This window comes from Paenibacillus sp. CMM36 (assembly GCF_053570945.1).
In genome coordinates, this window is sequence record NZ_JBSEDY010000001.1 from 750,387 (window position 1) to 768,126 (window position 17,740).

Sequence of the window (17,740 nt, forward strand, 5' to 3'; positions counted from 1 at the left end):
TCGTTTTCAGGTGTGTGAAGGTTTGCCTAGGAGGTTACGTTCTTTTTATATTTCTCAAAGAAGGCTTTGAAATCGTCGAGTGTGTATCCATTGTCCGAAGGATTTTCCTTCAACCCGCCTACCATACGTTCCTTTTCCACGCCTTTTTCGTAATAAATGAGCGTAGGGGTATACTCAATCTTATACTTGTCCCAGCCATCCTCATACTCACGCAGGTTAAATTCGTGCATCGTGATGTTCTCCTGCTTGCTCAAAGGCAAGAGCTTGGGAGTAGTGGCGCGGCAATGCACACAGTCGGAGGCGAAATGATAGACGAAAAAGTTTTCCTTTTTGTCAATTTTGCTCTGTAAATCTTCCGGCTTAATAATTTGCTGATAGTTTGGGTCATTCAGCAGCTCTTGAGTAGCAGGATTTAACGAGGCTGTGGAAACGCCATACAGCTTGTTTTTAGTGCCTGAATTTAAAGCGAGCAGCACACCAATCAAAATGACCAGCACAACAAAAAAGCCGATGACAGGTATAAGCTTTTTTTTGTTGGATTTTTGTGCGTTCAATGCAATCTCTCCTATCAAAATTCAAAATATGCAGCTATGAATCTTATTATTATACAACATTACATCTTGTAGTGAAAGTTTGTAAATCACACGGATATTGCGGGATAACAGGTTGAATATGGTACAATAAAAATTATTTTAAAAGGACAGGATGATTACGATTATGGGTGTACAGCTCCCCACAGCATTTGTAAAGCGCATGGAACAATTGCTCGGCGAAGAATTTGAAGCATTTATGACTGCCTATGACCACACGCCCCATGCCGGGATTCGCGTCAATACATTAAAAATTCCGGTAGAGAACTTTAAGAAACGTTCTCCGTTCGAACTGCGGCCGATTCCGTGGTGTGCCACGGGTTTTTATATTCCGCACGGTACAAAGCCGGGATTACACCCTTACTACCATGCGGGGCTGTACTATGTACAGGAACCGAGTGCAATGTCTCCGGTTGAGCTGCTCAATGTAGCTCAGGACGAAGCTGTATTGGACTTATGTGCTGCACCGGGCGGGAAATCGACCCAAATAGCTGCCAAACTACAAGGAAGCGGCGTATTGGTGACAAATGATATTAGCGCGGACCGAACCAAAGCGTTGGCTAAAAATGTGGAATTGTACGGTGTGCGTAATGCCGTGGTACTGAATGAAAGCCCGGATCGAATCGCCGATGCCTTTCCACATTTTTTTGACAAGATACTAATTGATGCACCTTGCTCGGGAGAAGGTATGTTCCGCAAGGATGAGGACATGGCAAAACAATGGGAAACGCATTCGGTAGATAAATGTATAGTCATGCAACGGGACATTTTGCGTGTAGCGGCCTCAATGCTGAGCGCAGGAGGGAGAATTGTCTATTCGACCTGCACCTTTGCGCCAGAAGAAAATGAAGGAATGATCGCAGAATTTCTGGAGGCTCACTCCGATTTTGACGTAGTCCCTGTTTCATCAGAAGCAGGCTTTGCACCAGGCCACCCGGAATGGATGAGTGAAGAGGTCGCGTCAGCATACCCCGAGCTGCGGGGAACAGCACGCCTTTGGCCGCATCTCGTAGAGGGAGAAGGCCATTTTATCGCTGTATTGCAGCATCAGGGGGGGCATGCCGCTGCGATAGAAGATCACACTGAATCGGAGGATTTGACTCCATTTGAGGACAAAGATGATAGGGCATTGAACATAGATGAAGCGTATCCACGGAAGAAGCCGTTTTTGTCCGTCAGGGGAGCGCAGACGCCAAGCCGTCAAGGAAGACATGGAACTGGTGAGCCTAAACGAAGTGGAAGAGGAATGGACGGGAAATCCCGTGAAGGAAGGTCCGCGCGCGGCTTGGGTGGCATTAAGTCCCGATCTGGCAAAGAGAATGTAAAATCCGCTGTACGCTCCCCACAGGATGTGCTGGAATCCTATCACCAATTTGTGAAGGAGCAGCTGGAAGTGTCTTTTACAGGCTATACGGTGGTTTATGGAGATCGCATTTATCAGTCGCCACTGGCATCACATCGTTTGGACGGCCTTAAAGTGGTGCGACCAGGCTGGTTTATGGGTACTGACAAGAATGGTCGCTTTGTGCCTTCACACCCGCTGGCGGTGGCATTATGCTCTTCAGAGGCGGTTAGAAGCATCAATCTCTCCAGTTCAGATGCTGAGGCCATCCGGTATTTAAAAGGGGAGACCTTGTCCATCCCCGTTGAGAGAATGGCACTGCGGAACGAAGTCCAGCCCAAAGGCCATACTCTCGTGTGCATTGATGGTTATTCGGCTGGGTGGGGCAAATGGCAGGATGGCATGCTCAAAAATGAATACCCTACAGGCTGGAGGTGGACATCGGTATGAGTGGAAAAGGGAGACAAACGCAACGTTTGGATAAAGTTTTAACCCATATGGGATATGGCACCCGTAGTGATATCAAGCGACAGGTGAAGCAAGGGATAATCACGGTAAACGGGAAGACCACCAAGGATAGCGGCTTACAGGTTCATCCATACCAGGATCAGATTGAAGTGAACGGGGAACGTGTTATTTTTCGGGAGTATATTTATATCATGCTGCACAAGCCACCGGGTGTCATCTCTGCAACTGAAGATACAAGGGAGCGGACGGTACTGGATTTACTGAGTGCGGAGGAACGACATTTTGAGCCTTTTCCAGTAGGACGTTTAGATAAAGATACAGAAGGACTATTGTTATTGACCAACGACGGTAAGCTAGCGCACGAACTACTTTCTCCACGGCGGCATGTCCCTAAAACGTATGAAGCTACCGTGTCGGGTCATGTCACGGAGGAGGATATTCATCAATTTACAGCAGGAGTGGAACTGGATGATGGGTATGTTACCCTTCCCGCGCAGTTGACCATTCTTCGCCACGAACATCCGTACCAGGCAGATGATGAAGAAGTCATTTCCTATATTTCGCTTGTCATCCATGAGGGTAAATTTCATCAAGTGAAGCGTATGTTCGAGGCGGTTGGTAAAAAGGTGACCTATTTGAAAAGAACGGCCATGGGACCATTGAAGCTGGATGAACAGCTTCCACTGGGCAGCTATCGAGAGCTGACTAGTGAAGAACTGGCATGGATCGGCCGGGATATAGCATCTACAACGTCAGAAGTTTGATGGGCAGATTAAATATAAATGACGCACAGGCTCTTATAAGATTCCTGTGCGTCATTTTAAGGTATAGACAACCAGACAGAGAATTATTCAAACTCAACTTTTAACAACGAATCGCAGTTTACAATTTATTGTGCGCGTGCTGCCCGACTTTTTTTCACTTCGGCTGCTTTATAAGCTGTAACCTTGTTTTTACCTGTAGTTTTGGATATGTACATCGCTTGATCGGCCTGTTTGACCAGTTCATCCGGGTTCATTTCCTTCTTCACTGTACTGTGTCCGACACTGATTGTGACAATGCTTTCCTCCGCGACCCGCTCGCGGATACGTTCTGCGACATGTCCAACCTTGGCCCGTCGATCCACAACCATTGCGACCAGTTCCTCGCCACCGTATCGTCCGGTCAGTCCGATTTCATCCAGTTCATCCTCCATAATCTGTGCCACCTGTTTGAGTACTTCATCCGCACGAGCATGGCCCTGCGTATCATTCAACTTTTTGAAATTGTCAATATCGCAAAAAATGACCGACACGCGGATTCCTTGATCCATATATCGCCGTAGTCGTCCTGAAAAATATTTACGGTTATATAGCCCGGTCAGACCATCGGTGATGGAAGAACGGTAAATCCTTTGGAGCAGCTCCACAATCCGTTCAAACAGGATGAGGAATAACGTAGTGTAGTACAGCAATGGTAAAAATGACATATATAGGACTGTGTTTGACCTGCCAGCTTCTTCAGGGATGTCATTTCCCAGCCACAAATAGCCGAGCCAGAGCAAATACATGAATAAGCCCGCTACATACTTCTTTGGCTGTCCGATTCGTGGGGTGATAAACACAAGGCTTAGTATAAGTACCAGTACTCGATAAAATAGAGTGAACCCAACCAGTTTCGCTGCGCTGATCCAAGCGGGCAACAAACCTGCTGTCCAGGCAGTAACCGGCAATATCAATAACGCACCCAGCAGTAGCAAGGTCCATGTCTGCACACGTTTTAGCTTCCGGTATAGTTGAAATACGGCGGCATTGATGAGTACGAAGGCAGACGCCTCCAGTACATTTTTCCACACGATTCCTTGGAGTTGCATCTTGCCTCCGCCTGCTGAATAGAGATTCATGGCTTCATATGTCATAATAATAATAGCGGCAACTGAAAAAAGGATATAGGCTTTTTTTCGTTGTCTGCTATATATGATCACGCACATCAGTGCCATCATGAGTATAATATACAAACCGCAGGCTGCACTTACGGCCTCGGCCAGAGATGGGAAACCCAAGGTTCCCGATAAGGACAACAACGTCAACATCACCGACTCCATTTGCAAAAATAGTCAATCTATTGAACGGATGATATCGTTCCGATACAATAGACAGGATTTATCCCATTTAAAATGTTATAATTTTCTTTTGTGACTAACATTTATTCTCAATATATCATCTTTCAGAAAATCCGGAAACCTATACATACATCTGTGATCCGGGCAGTTTAATGCTTGAAAGGGGAAGCACGTCATGAAATTGCTACAGGCTCTCTTTTTCCCACCCGAGCAACCGGGAGGTGTTTCATCCATGATTCCATATCTGCAAGAGCGATTTACATCCCCCCGTTGGGAAATGGAGCTATTTTCAATCCCTAAACGGATTCGTAACAAGGGTAGGGACGAAGTAATTTTTGATACCTTTGACTGGACGAGATATGAACAATATCCAATCGTTCAAAAATATATTCAGACGTACCGTGACTATTTGTGGTGGACCCGGCTTCGTATTCAGAAGCCCTATGACCTCATTCATGCTCATCACCCCATTGCCGGGATTGCTATGAAAACTGTTTTTCCTGACATCCCGCTTGTACAGACGATTCACTCTTCCTATGAGAAGGAGTTAATCCTAAACGGGAAAATAGAGGAGAACGGGCCTGAACACCAATTCTTGGTATCACTGTACGGGGAAATGGAGCAGAAGGCGGATCGCCTGATAGCGGTATCTCATTCTTTTCAGCATTATTTAACTCCTTACGTTCAGAATCCGCAAGACATTGCAGTCATTCCGAATGGATATGATGAGAAGCGCTTCAAGCCCATTCCACACGAAAATGAAGTGACACAGCTCATAACCGTTTGCCGCCTTGTTCCGGCGAAAGGATTGGATATTTTATTGCGGGCCTGTGCTGAACTTAAAAAAAGAAATATGGAATTTGTGCTTCATATTATTGGAGATGGCCCGGTTCGCCCTGAGCTGGAAGAGATGGCGCGAGAGCTTGATATATACCATGAGACGATTTTTTATGGATATACCCTTCATCCAGAAGAGTTTATGCCTTTCTTTGATGTATTTGTTTTGCCTTCTCGAGCGGAGGCCTTTGGTTCGGTATTTGCGGAAGCAGCGTTGAGTTGTCTGGCATTGGTAGGCACAGAAGTGGGAGGAATACCGGAGCAGATTGAGGATGGGGTCAATGGTCTGCTCGTGCCACCCGACCATCCGAAGGCACTAGCAGACGCATTAGAAAAGGTCATCGCTGATCCTGCCTATCGTTATGAGTTGGCTAGATCTGCCTGCGATAAGGCTAAATCAAGCTATTCTTTGAGTCGAGCGGTTAACGAGTTGAAGAAAATGTATTTGAAATTTCCACACTAACCATGACGAGTATCACCTGATTTGGGATCAGAATGCCGAAGGCTGGAGTGAGGACGTGAGGAACGGAAAGGTCTCCCGCGTCCTGCCATGATCAGTTTACTAACCCACATCAGACTGAGCATCCCGAAAATAGGATAAAGAACAGATAACAGTGAGCTAAAGCCGAACTGACTGATTAAAAAACAGGTGAGCATAATGAATAGTGTGATGAGCTTGGGCGAAATTTGGACATGTTGACGAATTTGCAGACTGACTCCGTAAATGTCGGCCACAAAGGTACTGAAGATTTCCATGAAAATGAGTAGAATGTATATGATTTCGACGAAGGCACCCAGACGATAAGCAATGCTTCCCATAGGGATTTCAAATTGCTGAATACCCGGCATATGTGCTGACATGGCAAAGTGTGCAGCCATCAGCATAAACCCGACACCAACTCCGCCCAAAACTCCGCCCCAGCGGATGGTTCTTCGGGAAAAGGTTTGGCTGCCAAGTGGTACAAGCACGGCTTGGGCCATAGTTAGGTTGAAGGACGTGTACAGCAGTGGAGAGAGCAAGGTTCGAAATGTACTGTGATCTGTCGTATTCGTAATAAAACTCTGAGGATTGGGCATAGAGAGCGTGCTGTGAACGAGCAGAAGAGACATGATGATCATCAGTGGGACAACCACGGTGTTCATGTGCAAGATGGCTTTAATGCCTTTACTTAGCAGCAAATAAGTACCAATCAGTGTAATAAGCAGTCCGGTTTGGTAATGCAGGTGAAGGTGCTCTACAAAAACAGAGCCGGCTCCTGCCAACATGACGCTGTTTACGCCGATCAGCACGATGAGCGTGAACCAGCTAATCCATTTCCCGGCATTGGCGCCAAAAAGATGTTTGTTCAGGTCCTCGTAGGATTTGGCTGAAATATCATGAGCGATCAGCATCATTTTCGTACCCAACCATACAAATATGATTGTGGATAGCATAATAGTGAGTGTAGCCCAACGACCATACTGCGTAAAAAATTGCAGAATTTCTTGTCCGGTAGCAAATCCGGCACCGACGATTGTACCGATGTATGTAAAAGCAATCTGAAAAACATGAATATTACGTTTCATCCCCAGTCCCTCCTTGCCTGCTTGAATAACGCTGCAGCGAGCATATAATACAAACTATGTTCAACTGAAATAGGACATGACTGGATGAGACTGAAAATAATTAAAGTGAATTAATGAATAGCTTGACGGGAGCGTAATTTATGGGTCAAATCCTTGCATGGATACTGGAATACGGATATTTGGCAATGTTCGGCTTGCTTGCACTTGGAGTAGCGGGTATGCCGATACCCGACGAAGTGCTAATGATTGCCTTCGGCGGGCTCGTGTCTCAAGGGCACTACAACTTCATTGCTGCACTGGCAGTCACATTTTTCGGTAGTATGACGGGTATGATGCTTAGCTACACACTGGGGCGTCTGCTGGGCAAACCACTATTGCATCGATACGGAAAATGGGTGAGGCTTACGCCTTCCAGGATTGCCTCTTCTGAAAATTGGTTTGGGCGCTATGGTACCTGGGGAATTCTGTTCGGATATTTTGTCCCCGGCTTGAGACATGTATCCTCATATCTGGCAGGCACAACCCGTCTAGGCGTTTTTCGCTATATCTGTTATGCATCAGCAGGAGCTTTGCTGTGGTGCGGTACATTTTTGGGGATTGGACATGCGGTGGGCATGCATTGGGAGCAGGTGGCGAAGCTAATGGAGAAGGTGACGCATCGGGTAGGGCTGGTCGTTATTCTTTTAATCGTTGTGGGAGGAATCACCGTATGGTTCTGGAATAAGCGTAAAAAAAATGTCACATGACCTGAAGGAAAGTAGCTATAGCTTGAAAGCGGCGGGTGAAGTATGGTACTTTTACCGCATAGGAATGCCGTGGGAGGTCATGTAATGGAAGTATTAAAGGAACGAATTATAAATGAAGGCGTGATTGCATCAGATCAGGTACTGAAGCTGGATGGTTTGCTTAATCACCAAGTTGATCCAGAATTGACAATGGCAATGGGACGAGAGTTCGCAGCACGTTTCCGGGAAGAGAAGATTACCAGAGTAGTGACCGTGGAATCCTCAGGTATTGCCATCGGGTTTGCGACAGCTTTGGAATTGGGTGTCCCGTTGGTATTCGCTCGTCGTAAAAAGACCCTACTAGCTGATCCAGACGCGCTGTGTGAACGCGTACCTTCGTTTACTAAAGGTATTGTTACGGATATTATGCTGTCTCGTCAATTTATTCACGAAGATGATCGTGTTCTTTTCATTGATGATATTATCGCTAATGGTGATGCGGCGCGAGGCATGGTTAAAATCATTCAACGCTCCGGAGCTGAGTTGGTTGGATTCGGTGTCGCGGTGGAAAAAAGCTTTCAGGCCGGAGCGAGAACCATCCGTGAGCAGGGTATTCGTGTAGAGTCATTGGTCAAAATTTCGTCGTTAGCGGACGGTAAGATTGAGTTTGCTGAATAGTAACAATTCAAAACTCCTGTTCCTGATTTCTAATAATAACCTTTGCATGAGCTTCAATTTCGCTTATAATATAGTTAAGGTTTTGGAGAGGAGGCAGCAACATGGGGAAAGAACAATTGACCGAACAGTTTTTTCTGGAAAAACTGGCAGCGGCTAAAGTACACTTTGAGCGTGCCTTGGATTGTAAGCATACGGAATTTGATGATTTGTATCCCTATATGATTGAACATCCTCAGTTTTTTTGGTATAAACGCTATGTGGCCTGGTCTGAGTTGTTGACGTTGGTTAACCTATGCGAAGAATTGTCCTTCTCTTGGAAAGAAGAATTTACTGCTCACCAAGTGGAGTATGTAGATCAGCGAGTGTTGTCTGCACAAGTGCTGGACTTCTGGTACGAGAAGAACGATACAAAAGAACATGATCACAGTGTAAATCAGTCGGGATAATTTGTCGCTCTGTTGGCAATCCATATAAGTAGTAAGTGAGAAGAGACCTAAATGATTCATTTAGGTCTCTTTTCAAACTTTTTCATGCATAGAATCATGGTCGCTGTGTTATTAAAAAAAGTGTATAAGGAGGGGACAAGGATGATTATGGACGAAGAATTGGATGCTTATCGACTCTCCGGTGAAAAGGTGCGTGTCGTACGCGATGGATTGGAGACCAACGATGTTGTTGGCATTGTACTGGCATGGGATGATGAACAGGTGCTTATTCGGCGCCAGAATCGACGTGTGGTCAAATTGGATCGCAGCTATACATATCAGCCGTTCAGCGAGCCACGTCACAATCCGATAGATCTGAATTAGGAATGGGTTCCAAATGGGTGTTGGATAAAAATAACTGGGTGATTCATTAGGCATACAGAAACTCTAAATCGGACACAGTAATGAAGGGAAATCCAACAGAGAGGACGTGCTGTGTCAATGACGGTTATGGACGAAAAAGTACATGCATATAAGGATCAAATCAGCCATTTGGAAGATCAGTTGCCCGAGGTAGTTCATGCATATCATCGCTTTACCGGAGAGTGCTTTCAAGCCGGCAGCTTAGATGAGAAAACCAAGCAACTGATTGCACTAGGCATTGGCTTATTTGCCAACAATGAAGTATGCACGTTTTATCACGTAGACGAGGCGCGGTCCAAAGGAGCTAGTGATCAGGAAATTATGGAGACCATTGCTGTAGCCGCAGCGGTAGGTGGAGGACATGCTCTAAGTCAAGGGGTTACGCGTGTACAGAAGGCGTTGCAATAAAGCGAATCATTAATAGATATGCTTATGCTTCATCTTAGCGGTTATAGATCGATTTGGAGATATGATGGATATGGAAAGGAGCTTCCGAGCACAGTTGGTGTCTGCGGAAGCTTTTTTTTTTGCGTGTTTATTGTGCGGGGATTATGCTCTTCTGCTTGCGGCAACAGCAGCAGGGCGAGACGTTTTACGCTTATAAGCCAAAGAGGATGTAACCAAACTTCGATCAACGATGCGTAGGGGGTTGGAAGTTGAATTGTTTGGTAATTCGGGGCGATGTTTCTCTAGTAAAGGAAGGGCAGCTGTATGGGGCATAGAGGTTGAGAGCCCCAGATATGCTCGCATCCGCTCATACATTTCTTTGCGGAATGCTGGCATTGCCATACTGAACTGCTCTTTATTGCCTTTACTTATATAGGTGGCGTGAACGCCGGAGTGGTTTTGTTGTATGTCCAGAACATGAATGTGATATTTATTAAATTCATGTTTTACTTCAGACAGTAGGATTCCGGTACGATCTACACCTGCGTTAACCATTTCGACATAAAGATCAGGGGTTTTCAGCATACCGCTTTCTTCAAGAATTAGGCTGTCCCGCTCAAATACTTTTTGAATAAAGGTAAGGAGCAGATAACTTTTCACAAGAGACCATTCATGCTGAGTAGTATCTAAAGGGGTCATTACCATTCACCGCCTTAGGAAAATGTGATGATAATTCATAAACGATTGAAGAAAAGGAACATTCATTCCCGAGAACCTATGTTCTTATTTTAGTTTATTATTCCTTTTTTATCAAGAGGAAATTAACGAACATAAAAGGTTTGACATCTTGATATATGCATGGTATGATCTATCTTGTCGCTAAGAAAGATTGATCTTTCGAGGATAAACGATAATTTATATGCGGTCGTGGCGGAATTGGCAGACGCGCACGGTTCAGGTCCGTGTGGGCTAACCCCCCGTGGAGGTTCGAGTCCTCTCGACCGCATCCATTAGAAAAGGTCTATAGAATTGCTCTCGTAGCAGTTTTAGAGACCTTTTTCTTATATTTCTGGGGATTTGCTCATAGTTTAAGCTGAACACGTTTCTTGTCTTCACGCAAACTATGGATTTCCAGATATGATAGAAAATTTTATGATGAAGTTATTGAAAGGTTGGATGTAAGATGGAGAAAGCAACTTTTGCAGGTGGGTGCTTCTGGTGTATGGTGACTCCGTTTGAAGAGCAGCCGGGCATTCATGGCATTGTGTCAGGATACACTGGAGGAACGATTCCCAATCCCACCTATGAGCAGGTTAAAACAGGAACTACAGGTCACTACGAGGTGGTGCAGATTACGTTTGAGCCTGAGCTGTTTCCTTATGAAAAGCTGCTCGAATTATATTGGCCACAAACAGACCCTACCGACGGGGAAGGTCAATTTCAGGACCGGGGCACACAGTATAAACCCGCAATTTTTTATCATACAGAGCAGCAACGTGAGCTTGCGCAACAGTCCAAGGAGCAGTTGGCACAAAGTGGACGCTTTGATAAGCCAATTGCAACGGAGATCCTTCCGGCTTCGATTTTTTATCCAGCAGAGGATTATCATCAGGATTACCACAAGAAAAACGTGAAGCACTATAAGGAAGATCGGGCTCAATCGGGCCGTGATGAATTTATTGATAAGAACTGGTAAGCGGCTTTAACATACGTTTTTACGCACGATAAGGCAGATTAGGGAGTATTCCATGGTCTGCCTTATACATATTTAGACGAGGTTACTCACACAATGAAGGGACAGAGAAGGAGGCTGACCCGCAATGAGTACACGACGGAAGCTGCACATGAGAAATATAATAAAAAAGGCTTTAAAGGCATCTCGCGGTCGGAAAGAGCCAGCTTATGTACCTGTATTCCATTCAAGCTCCAAAATGCGAAGAACCGTAGTACTCTGTATTTCGGTATGCATGTTATTCATGGTCTGTAGTACTGGTGTTGCAGAAGCAATAGACAAACAGGACGAGTCGCAAAGGATGGTTGCTGTCATTATTGACGATCTGGGAAACAATATGAAAGGGACTGAGCGAATTTTAAATTTACCCGTTAAGATTACCGTTGCTGTGATGCCTTTCCTGCCTACAACCAAACAGGACGCTATGGAAGCGCACAAGCGTGGTCATGACGTCATTGTTCATCTTCCAATGGAGCCAAGACAGGGAAAGCCCGAATGGCTCGGACCCGGAGCAATTAAGGCTAATATGACGGATGATGAAGTACGCGCTAAGGTGACAGCAGCAATTAAGGATGTTCCTTATGCGATAGGGATGAACAACCACATGGGTTCCAAGATTACTTCAGATAAGCGCATTATGTCCATAGTTCTTGATGTTTGTAAGGAGCATGGACTATTTTTTGTCGATAGCCGTACTAATTATTGGTCAGTGGTGCCTGAGCTTGCCGCTAAAAAGGGAATGCCTCCGGTACGCAATAATGTTTTTCTGGATGATGTTCATACCCTCGCCCATGTGAATCGGCAACTTACAAAAGTGGTTGAATGGCTGGATGAGCACAACACCTGCGTAACAATTGGGCATGTCGGCGTGTCGGGCATGTACACGTCCTCCGCTCTTCATTCGTCGGTTCCCAAGCTAAAGGAGCAGGCCAAATTTGTGGGTATTAGCGATTTGGTGCGAGCTGTATGGGGATGGACGGGAGACCCAGCCACCAACACTACCAGGCCGTCAGATGCGCAATAATGCCTTCGGCAATAGCTCCTGCAATGCTTTTTTGACCACGATCCTCGGAAAGCATAGCTCTGTCCTGTTCGTTACTTATAAATCCGGTTTCCACAATGACAGCAGGGTGCTGGATTTTATTCAAAAGATAAAAGGGTTTTCCGTACACTGTTTTTCTATTCATGCAAAATAAGCGGTTTAATGAATGCTGAATTCGTTCAGCTAACAGATAGCTGCTGCCTTCATCCTGATACAGCACAATGGGTCCCCGTTTTTCGGCACGTTTGGTCCAATTGACATGCAGGCTTACAACCAAAGCGGTGGGCAGTTGTTCTGTTAGGCTTTTACGTTGGGCGAGGTCTTTAAGATGCCGGGATTTGGACTGTAGCCAACGGTTGTCGTCACTCAGTGCGTAATCCTTGTCCCGATTCAGAACAGCAGGATATCCCTGGGATCGTAAAATCAAGTACAGCTTTTGAGCAATGGCGAGATTGATGTCTTTTTCCAAAATTCCTTTGTGACTTGTTCCACCATCCACACCACCATGGCCTACATCAATCAGGACAACGGGCTTGGCAAAAGCGTGATAGGACGAATGTACGTTGGGCGGAACATCTGTATACTTGTTCGGTTCGTTACTTTTATCGTCGGGCTGAGCAGCTATATAGGTAAATGGGGCAAATACAGCACTGCAAAGGATGCATAGACTCAATCCCAGCCTTGTCAGCCCTATCTTGTTTAACTTTTTATTCCGCACGTTCTATTCCTCCAGTGGACGAATTAATTATTTACTGATTGAAGATAGTATGTTCCATTTAAGGGAAACCATGCATAGTTATTCCCACAGGGGTTAGACCTTTTGGAAAATGAGCAAGCTAGTTGTATCTGCACCTAACGTGTAAATCCGATATTTCCAAGCAACGTAAATGGAAAGGATGGGCGCAGATTGAAGGAGGTCATGGAGGATGGCGAAGAGTGACGAACTGGTGACGTATATTACGCAGCGGATTGTTCGCTATATGGAAACGCCGCGTGATGTTCGGCGCAGTCAAAAACAAGCCAGAGAGCCGTGGGGGAGCAAATGGTTTGGCATGTTGCCTCTCGCTCTGAAAATGTGGATGAAATCCACACGCAGAGGGCGAAGGGAGCGACATTAAGCTCGCCAAAGAGACCACAAGAGGCATAGGGTATGCCATTTTGAGGTCTCTTTTTATGTTGTAGAGATCATTCCGAATCATTATCATGTTTCTTTATAACTAGGAGTCCAAACGATAAAATTCGCCAGCTGACAATAACTGTTTTAGTGGTACAAATCGGGAAAGTCCTTGATGGTAGGTTAACGCATATAAATTGGATTGGGACGGATGATCTGGGGATATCCAGGACTGATACCCACTAATGGATAAGGGACCCCCAAAGGCAAAATTGATACCTGTGGCAGAAAATATAATACGCGGCGAAATACTCAGTGTATCCATAAATTGGCCTGTGTTACGGACGGAAAGCATTTGCTTGGGTTGAAGCCACCCCAGGTCGTCATAGGGATCGAAAGGAGCAGACGAGACCGTAACCGCCTGCGCCTGTGTTTTCAAAAAGGGAACAGATGAAGAGAATGCGCTGTTCTGAAGCTTATGTTTCCAACTCCCATCTGCCACTTCTACAGGTAACGGATCGCCAGTCACAGCATCAATACATATTTCGCTGCCTGTAGAGGAACGGACCAGCCAGTAGGCTAGTAGCGGTTCCTCATACATAGGTGTGATTTGCAGCTTGTCGATAGATGAAAGATCAGTATCTGTGAACGACACTAGGGATTGACGAAGTACATCCATACTATAAGGCCCACCTGGCCCATTCCCGTATTCGTTGAGTTGATATAAGCCTTTTGAGTCTGATCCGATAATCAGATAGCCGATATATTCTCCCGCACGGTTTACTTGAACAAGCCAACTATGGGTTCCAGGTCCGAGCGGATGATAGCTAAGCTCAGCATCTTTCCACGAGGCAAAAGGGGGCTGCGACGATAGGGATTGCACTGTGTTGTTCGCAGCCTCTTTTACGTCTGCGGGCACGCCTTGCTCCTCAGTAGGAAAACTTGCAGAAACGTCACCCGGGGAAGAGGTAACCGGACTCGTGGAGTTCAATGGAGGAACCCACAAGCTTTCGTTGTAGAGAGACACCGAGTTTAAATTGTTGCTTTGTGCGACTGAGGGAGCCGCATGAATGGAAGCGAACGGACAGACTGCGGACAGGCCGATCAGAACTGCTGCGATCATACCTATGCTATAGTGCCCGGAATGACTTTTATTCAATGGTATCCACCTTTCTGTCGGCTTGATTGCCCGACGGAGGCATTCTTTTCTATCCAGCATACAGCCTGTCCCATAAAAAGACTGCTGCACCTTGTCGGCATAAATGTCATATCCAGGTTCGCTTTTTGCTGTCGATACATAGGAGACATGTTTAACCAAACTTGTGGTTACAGCAGCGGAAACTGATGTAGGCTGAAGCAAGATGTTACAAGCTGACGATATCTCTGCAACTTTCCTGCGAAGGAGCGAGAGATATCGGTTACCGCAGATGAAATATCCCGCAGTTAATGGCGGATACGAGTACCTTTGGCTCATATTGCCATACCATTTCTTTACGGCGGGCTTGATGCTGCTCGGATATGGCTTCTTTTTTTTTCCTCTTCCTCTTTCTGCTCCTTGATTAGATCTTCGTAATAGTGGTCAATGACCTCCAATTCCTCGCGCAATCGTTCCTTCGCCTGCTCAGCCCAACCATAATCTTGCTGACGGAGTTGTTCAGTGAGGTAGCTTTCAAGCGAGGTGGAAGCTTCCGGGACAGATAGCTTGGCAGGCTGTACATGCATATTGCCCGCCAGCAGCGGGCTGAGCTGCCGGGTTTCGAGCATGGCGCCAAAATCGGTTACAATGGTGCCGCTTTTGAGCGAAATACCTAGCCAATGAAGTTCCTCACGCTTCAAATCGCAAGCGAATTCAATTTTATAGCAGATGCTGAGCCAAGCTTCATAGACTACGGGAGAGCGGGCAGACAACTGACGGGCATCAGGCTGCTCAAACAAATAAACATATTTTCCTCCATCCCGTGCGGCTTCAAAAATTTGGTGCAGCCGACGGCTTCCATATCGAAGCTCCTCCTGCAAAATACGTCCAGGTCCCAATTGTGGTAACGTCGGTACATGACCGAAGTAACGCCCCATGACCTGATCTTGTGCTGCGTTGCCTGATGCTGGAGTTGGGGGTGTATGGTCCGCTAAACGTTCCTGTTCTGTGCGATAGGCTTCCCCATCAAAGATGAAGGTGAAGGACATCGTCTGCGCTGGAACGCCAGTACGCTCCACGTATCCCCAATAGTAGGGCCGGTTTGTTAAGGCTTTATCCGCTTCTGGAGAAAGCTTGACGGTTACATGGTGGGGTGACCTCTCAATGACACTGCATCCGGTAGCTTCCAGATAGGTGTGGACAAAACGCTGGACTTGCTGTGCATCCATGGTCAAACTAGCGACCTCCCTTCACACTGCGTCGAGCTTTACCCGGAGGAACCGTATTGCCTGCTAAGCCTAATAAGTTCTCGGTGTTTGGCTGGTCTGTGCGCAGTTGTTCCATTTCCTGTTTGATGGAATCCAGCGAGTGGCCCAGTTTTTGCATTTTTTTGCGAATTTCATCATCGCTACTGGATTCAAGCATGATTTTATACAAACTTTTTTCAATGGATTCTTTCTTCTCAAACTTCTCCAGAATAACGTCCAATCCGCCAATGACCATCTCAAACATATTTATTTTTTCATGCAGCAGATGTAGGATATGCTCCTCAATCGTTCCGGTTGTGGACAAGTTGAAAATATTAACATCATGCGTCTGTCCAAGTCGATGCACCCGTCCGATCCGCTGCTCCACGCGCATGGGGTTCCACGGTAAATCGAAGTTAATCATATGGTGACAAAATTGCAGGTTAATGCCTTCACCACCCGCTTCGGTGGCAATCATGACCTGAATGCGCCCACGGAACAGATCCATCATCCAATCCTTGCGTCCACGGTTCATACCGCCTCGGTAAGGAACAGCAGATAGGCCACGGTCACGGAAATAGTTCAGCAAATACTCCTGTGTGGCTCTGTATTCTGTAAAAATGATCACCTTTTCGTTCATCTGACGGATAAGCTCGAGCGCCTTTTCTGCTTTGGAATTGGCCTTGATCGCTTTAATGTGTGCAACCAAATCCCAGACACGATCGCGTAGGGGAGAGTCTGGAGCCATTTTTTTAGACAAATTGACCAGCGTCACGAACACAGCGTCCCGGCTGCTGCACACTTCCCGTTGAAGGGTAACGAGAGACAGCATGCTACTTAAATTTCCGCCATTCGCCTGGTATTGCTCTTTGACAAAAGAGGTTACCCCATCGTACAGCGCTTGCTCTTCCGGCGAAAGTTCCAAGTGAATATTGGAAACATTTCGTTTGGTGAATTGAACTGGGCCTTCTCCGCGACGATTGCGGATCATGACTTTAGACAGCTCATCCTTGAGCTGATCTTCATTTTTGGGCAGACGTTTATCTACAACAAAGTTGGCTGAAAAATCGCCATGTCTTCCCAATTGACCGGGCTTGAGCAGTGTAATCAGGTTAAACAGCTCAGACAGATCGTTTTGTACAGGTGTCGCTGTCAGGAGCAAACAATATTTTTTACGCAGCTTCATAATGAACTGGTAGTTGGATGTCTTTTTATTTTTCAGCTTATGGGCCTCGTCTATAATGAGCAGGTCATAATCGGTATCTAGCAGGATGTTACTATGGGGCTCTCGCTTGGCAGTATCCATAGAGGCCACGACAACCTCGGAAGACCAAGAATACGCTTTTTTCTGGGCGACAGCGGGAATACCGAATTTGCTGTTCAGCTCACGCACCCATTGTAGGACCAGGGATGCGGGTACAAGAATAAGCACTTTGGAAGCCAGCCCGCGAACCAGATATTCCTTTAGGATCATTCCAGCTTCGATCGTTTTGCCCAGGCCGACTTCATCGGCAAGAATGGCACGTCCGGACATTTGAAACAGTACCTTCCGAGCGGTATCCAGCTGATGGGGTAGTGGAGTGAGGTCTTGCAAATGCTGTAGACATTGAAGCTCATCGAAGTTCGGCACCAGTTTGACTTTTTCTGCCTCAATGGCCAGCTGATACAGATTCCAATCTCCCCAAGGGCCACCTTTGCGTAGGCGTTGGTCCAGCTCATCCTGCCAGCTTCGATCAAATTGCACCGGAACAGGCAGTGGCGCTTGATTGTGTATGTGCGGGGAACTTGTCGATTTGGCTTTCATGATGATTCCCTCCCTCCTGGTAGTAGCACAGTTGAAGCTCTTGGTTCTGTCACATACGTGGCATCTATTTTTGCACAGATCGTAGATGTAGTATGGACGGAAAATGATATCTTCATAACAGGAG

18 protein-coding genes, 1 tRNA gene and 1 pseudogene are annotated in these 17,740 nt (G+C 46.2%); 12 read left to right on the forward strand and 8 right to left on the reverse strand.

What is annotated here, in order from left to right; all coding sequences use genetic code 11:
- Nucleotides 1–26 precede the first annotated feature (26 nt).
- Entirely contained in the window at nt 27–554 is a 528-nt protein-coding gene (locus ACWA2B_RS03745; protein WP_039270024.1) for a thioredoxin family protein, read from the reverse strand.
- Between the two features lie 163 nt (nt 555–717).
- On the opposite strand from ACWA2B_RS03745, the gene ACWA2B_RS03750 reads away from it, so the two are divergent.
- Together ACWA2B_RS03750 and ACWA2B_RS03755 are read left to right on the forward strand one after the other, a co-directional pair.
- Nucleotides 718–2,382 (forward strand): RsmB/NOP family class I SAM-dependent RNA methyltransferase, encoded by a 1,665-nt coding sequence (locus ACWA2B_RS03750; protein ID WP_449291725.1) that lies wholly within the window; start codon nt 718–720, stop codon nt 2,380–2,382.
- On the forward strand, nt 2,379–3,164 hold the full coding sequence (locus ACWA2B_RS03755; RefSeq protein WP_341039202.1) for a pseudouridine synthase: 786 nt from the start codon (nt 2,379–2,381) through the stop codon (nt 3,162–3,164). The genes ACWA2B_RS03750 and ACWA2B_RS03755 overlap by 4 nt, the downstream gene beginning before the upstream one ends.
- 125 nt (nt 3,165–3,289) lie before the next feature.
- On the opposite strand, the gene ACWA2B_RS03760 is transcribed toward ACWA2B_RS03755, so the two are convergent.
- Nucleotides 3,290–4,471: a GGDEF domain-containing protein gene (locus ACWA2B_RS03760; RefSeq protein WP_165147782.1), complete on the reverse strand. Its 1,182-nt coding sequence runs from the start codon at nt 4,469–4,471 to the stop codon at nt 3,290–3,292.
- Nucleotides 4,472–4,676: 205 nt separating this feature from the next.
- Between ACWA2B_RS03760 and ACWA2B_RS03765 the strand changes: the two genes are divergently transcribed.
- Complete coding sequence (locus ACWA2B_RS03765; protein ID WP_029516727.1) at nt 4,677–5,801, forward strand: glycosyltransferase family 4 protein; 1,125 nt, start codon at nt 4,677–4,679, stop codon at nt 5,799–5,801.
- Here the strand turns inward: ACWA2B_RS03765 and ACWA2B_RS03770 are convergent.
- Nucleotides 5,798–6,904, reverse strand: a complete 1,107-nt coding sequence (locus ACWA2B_RS03770; protein ID WP_165147779.1) for a YkvI family membrane protein — start codon at nt 6,902–6,904, stop codon at nt 5,798–5,800. The genes ACWA2B_RS03765 and ACWA2B_RS03770 overlap by 4 nt on opposite strands.
- Before the next feature lie 140 nt (nt 6,905–7,044).
- On the opposite strand from ACWA2B_RS03770, the gene ACWA2B_RS03775 reads away from it, so the two are divergent.
- The 5 genes from ACWA2B_RS03775 (at nt 7,045) to ACWA2B_RS03795 (ending at nt 9,563) form a co-directional block, all read left to right on the forward strand.
- Complete coding sequence (locus ACWA2B_RS03775) at nt 7,045–7,650, forward strand: DedA family protein (protein ID WP_039270030.1); 606 nt, start codon at nt 7,045–7,047, stop codon at nt 7,648–7,650.
- 84 nt (nt 7,651–7,734) lie between these two features.
- Nucleotides 7,735–8,307 carry a xanthine phosphoribosyltransferase gene (locus tag ACWA2B_RS03780; RefSeq protein WP_039270032.1) on the forward strand — a complete coding sequence of 191 codons (573 nt, stop codon included), beginning with the start codon at nt 7,735–7,737 and terminating at the stop codon, nt 8,305–8,307.
- A gap of 101 nt (nt 8,308–8,408) precedes the next feature.
- On the forward strand, nt 8,409–8,753 hold the full coding sequence (locus ACWA2B_RS03785; RefSeq protein WP_007429850.1) for a hypothetical protein: 345 nt from the start codon (nt 8,409–8,411) through the stop codon (nt 8,751–8,753).
- 141 nt (nt 8,754–8,894) lie between these two features.
- Nucleotides 8,895–9,116 carry a hypothetical protein gene (locus ACWA2B_RS03790; protein WP_165147776.1) on the forward strand — a complete coding sequence of 74 codons (222 nt, stop codon included), beginning with the start codon at nt 8,895–8,897 and terminating at the stop codon, nt 9,114–9,116.
- 117 nt (nt 9,117–9,233) lie between these two features.
- Entirely contained in the window at nt 9,234–9,563 is a 330-nt protein-coding gene (locus ACWA2B_RS03795; protein WP_013309744.1) for a carboxymuconolactone decarboxylase family protein, read from the forward strand.
- Nucleotides 9,564–9,704: 141 nt separating this feature from the next.
- On the opposite strand, the gene ACWA2B_RS03800 is transcribed toward ACWA2B_RS03795, so the two are convergent.
- Nucleotides 9,705–10,241, reverse strand: coding sequence for a hypothetical protein (locus ACWA2B_RS03800; RefSeq protein ID WP_165147773.1), 537 nt, complete (start codon nt 10,239–10,241; stop codon nt 9,705–9,707).
- Between the two features lie 222 nt (nt 10,242–10,463).
- On the opposite strand from ACWA2B_RS03800, the gene ACWA2B_RS03805 reads away from it, so the two are divergent.
- The 3 genes from ACWA2B_RS03805 (at nt 10,464) to ACWA2B_RS03815 (ending at nt 12,298) form a co-directional block, all read left to right on the forward strand.
- Nucleotides 10,464–10,548, forward strand: a tRNA-Leu gene (locus ACWA2B_RS03805).
- A gap of 177 nt (nt 10,549–10,725) precedes the next feature.
- On the forward strand, nt 10,726–11,238 hold the full coding sequence (gene msrA, locus ACWA2B_RS03810) for a peptide-methionine (S)-S-oxide reductase MsrA (RefSeq protein ID WP_039270036.1): 513 nt from the start codon (nt 10,726–10,728) through the stop codon (nt 11,236–11,238).
- 124 nt (nt 11,239–11,362) lie between these two features.
- Nucleotides 11,363–12,298: a divergent polysaccharide deacetylase family protein gene (locus ACWA2B_RS03815; RefSeq protein ID WP_340885017.1), complete on the forward strand. Its 936-nt coding sequence runs from the start codon at nt 11,363–11,365 to the stop codon at nt 12,296–12,298.
- On the opposite strand, the gene ACWA2B_RS03820 is transcribed toward ACWA2B_RS03815, so the two are convergent.
- Nucleotides 12,273–13,034, reverse strand: coding sequence for an N-acetylmuramoyl-L-alanine amidase (locus ACWA2B_RS03820; RefSeq protein ID WP_069011345.1), 762 nt, complete (start codon nt 13,032–13,034; stop codon nt 12,273–12,275). The two genes, ACWA2B_RS03815 and ACWA2B_RS03820, sit on opposite strands and share 26 nt — an antisense overlap.
- A 208-nt stretch (nt 13,035–13,242) precedes the next feature.
- Here ACWA2B_RS03820 and ACWA2B_RS03825 point away from each other — a divergent pair, with 208 nt between their 5' ends.
- Nucleotides 13,243–13,434, forward strand: a complete 192-nt coding sequence (locus tag ACWA2B_RS03825; protein WP_029516735.1) for a YqzE family protein — start codon at nt 13,243–13,245, stop codon at nt 13,432–13,434.
- Between the two features lie 99 nt (nt 13,435–13,533).
- Here the strand turns inward: ACWA2B_RS03825 and ACWA2B_RS03830 are convergent, their stop codons facing one another.
- The 3 genes and pseudogenes from ACWA2B_RS03830 to ACWA2B_RS03840 all read right to left on the reverse strand — a co-directional run bounded on the left by ACWA2B_RS03830 (nt 13,534) and on the right by ACWA2B_RS03840 (nt 17,616).
- Nucleotides 13,534–14,790 (reverse strand): hypothetical protein, encoded by a 1,257-nt coding sequence (locus tag ACWA2B_RS03830; protein WP_449291708.1) that lies wholly within the window; start codon nt 14,788–14,790, stop codon nt 13,534–13,536.
- Nucleotides 14,791–14,848: 58 nt separating this feature from the next.
- Nucleotides 14,849–15,800, reverse strand: a pseudogene (locus tag ACWA2B_RS03835) (YqhG family protein).
- Between the two features lies 1 nt (nt 15,801).
- Nucleotides 15,802–17,616: a DEAD/DEAH box helicase gene (locus ACWA2B_RS03840; protein WP_069011346.1), complete on the reverse strand. Its 1,815-nt coding sequence runs from the start codon at nt 17,614–17,616 to the stop codon at nt 15,802–15,804.
- Nucleotides 17,617–17,740 lie beyond the last annotated feature (124 nt).

Bases quoted from the DNA above. Each gene is read 5' to 3' on its own strand.
- ACWA2B_RS03750 (WP_449291725.1), top strand. From the start codon at position 718: ATGGGTGTACAGCTCCCCACAGCATTTGTAAAGCGCATGGAACAATTG.
- ACWA2B_RS03755 (WP_341039202.1), top strand. From the start codon at position 2,379: ATGAGTGGAAAAGGGAGACAAACGCAACGTTTGGATAAAGTTTTAACC.
- ACWA2B_RS03760 (WP_165147782.1), bottom strand. From the start codon at position 4,471: ATGTTGACGTTGTTGTCCTTATCGGGAACCTTGGGTTTCCCATCTCTG.
- ACWA2B_RS03765 (WP_029516727.1), top strand. From the start codon at position 4,677: ATGAAATTGCTACAGGCTCTCTTTTTCCCACCCGAGCAACCGGGAGGT.
- ACWA2B_RS03770 (WP_165147779.1), bottom strand. From the start codon at position 6,904: ATGAAACGTAATATTCATGTTTTTCAGATTGCTTTTACATACATCGGT.
- ACWA2B_RS03775 (WP_039270030.1), top strand. From the start codon at position 7,045: ATGGGTCAAATCCTTGCATGGATACTGGAATACGGATATTTGGCAATG.
- ACWA2B_RS03780 (WP_039270032.1), top strand. From the start codon at position 7,735: ATGGAAGTATTAAAGGAACGAATTATAAATGAAGGCGTGATTGCATCA.
- ACWA2B_RS03785 (WP_007429850.1), top strand. From the start codon at position 8,409: ATGGGGAAAGAACAATTGACCGAACAGTTTTTTCTGGAAAAACTGGCA.
- ACWA2B_RS03790 (WP_165147776.1), top strand. From the start codon at position 8,895: ATGATTATGGACGAAGAATTGGATGCTTATCGACTCTCCGGTGAAAAG.
- ACWA2B_RS03795 (WP_013309744.1), top strand. From the start codon at position 9,234: ATGACGGTTATGGACGAAAAAGTACATGCATATAAGGATCAAATCAGC.
- ACWA2B_RS03800 (WP_165147773.1), bottom strand. From the start codon at position 10,241: ATGACCCCTTTAGATACTACTCAGCATGAATGGTCTCTTGTGAAAAGT.
- msrA (WP_039270036.1), top strand. From the start codon at position 10,726: ATGGAGAAAGCAACTTTTGCAGGTGGGTGCTTCTGGTGTATGGTGACT.
- ACWA2B_RS03815 (WP_340885017.1), top strand. From the start codon at position 11,363: ATGAGTACACGACGGAAGCTGCACATGAGAAATATAATAAAAAAGGCT.
- ACWA2B_RS03825 (WP_029516735.1), top strand. From the start codon at position 13,243: ATGGCGAAGAGTGACGAACTGGTGACGTATATTACGCAGCGGATTGTT.
- ACWA2B_RS03840 (WP_069011346.1), bottom strand. From the start codon at position 17,616: ATGAAAGCCAAATCGACAAGTTCCCCGCACATACACAATCAAGCGCCA.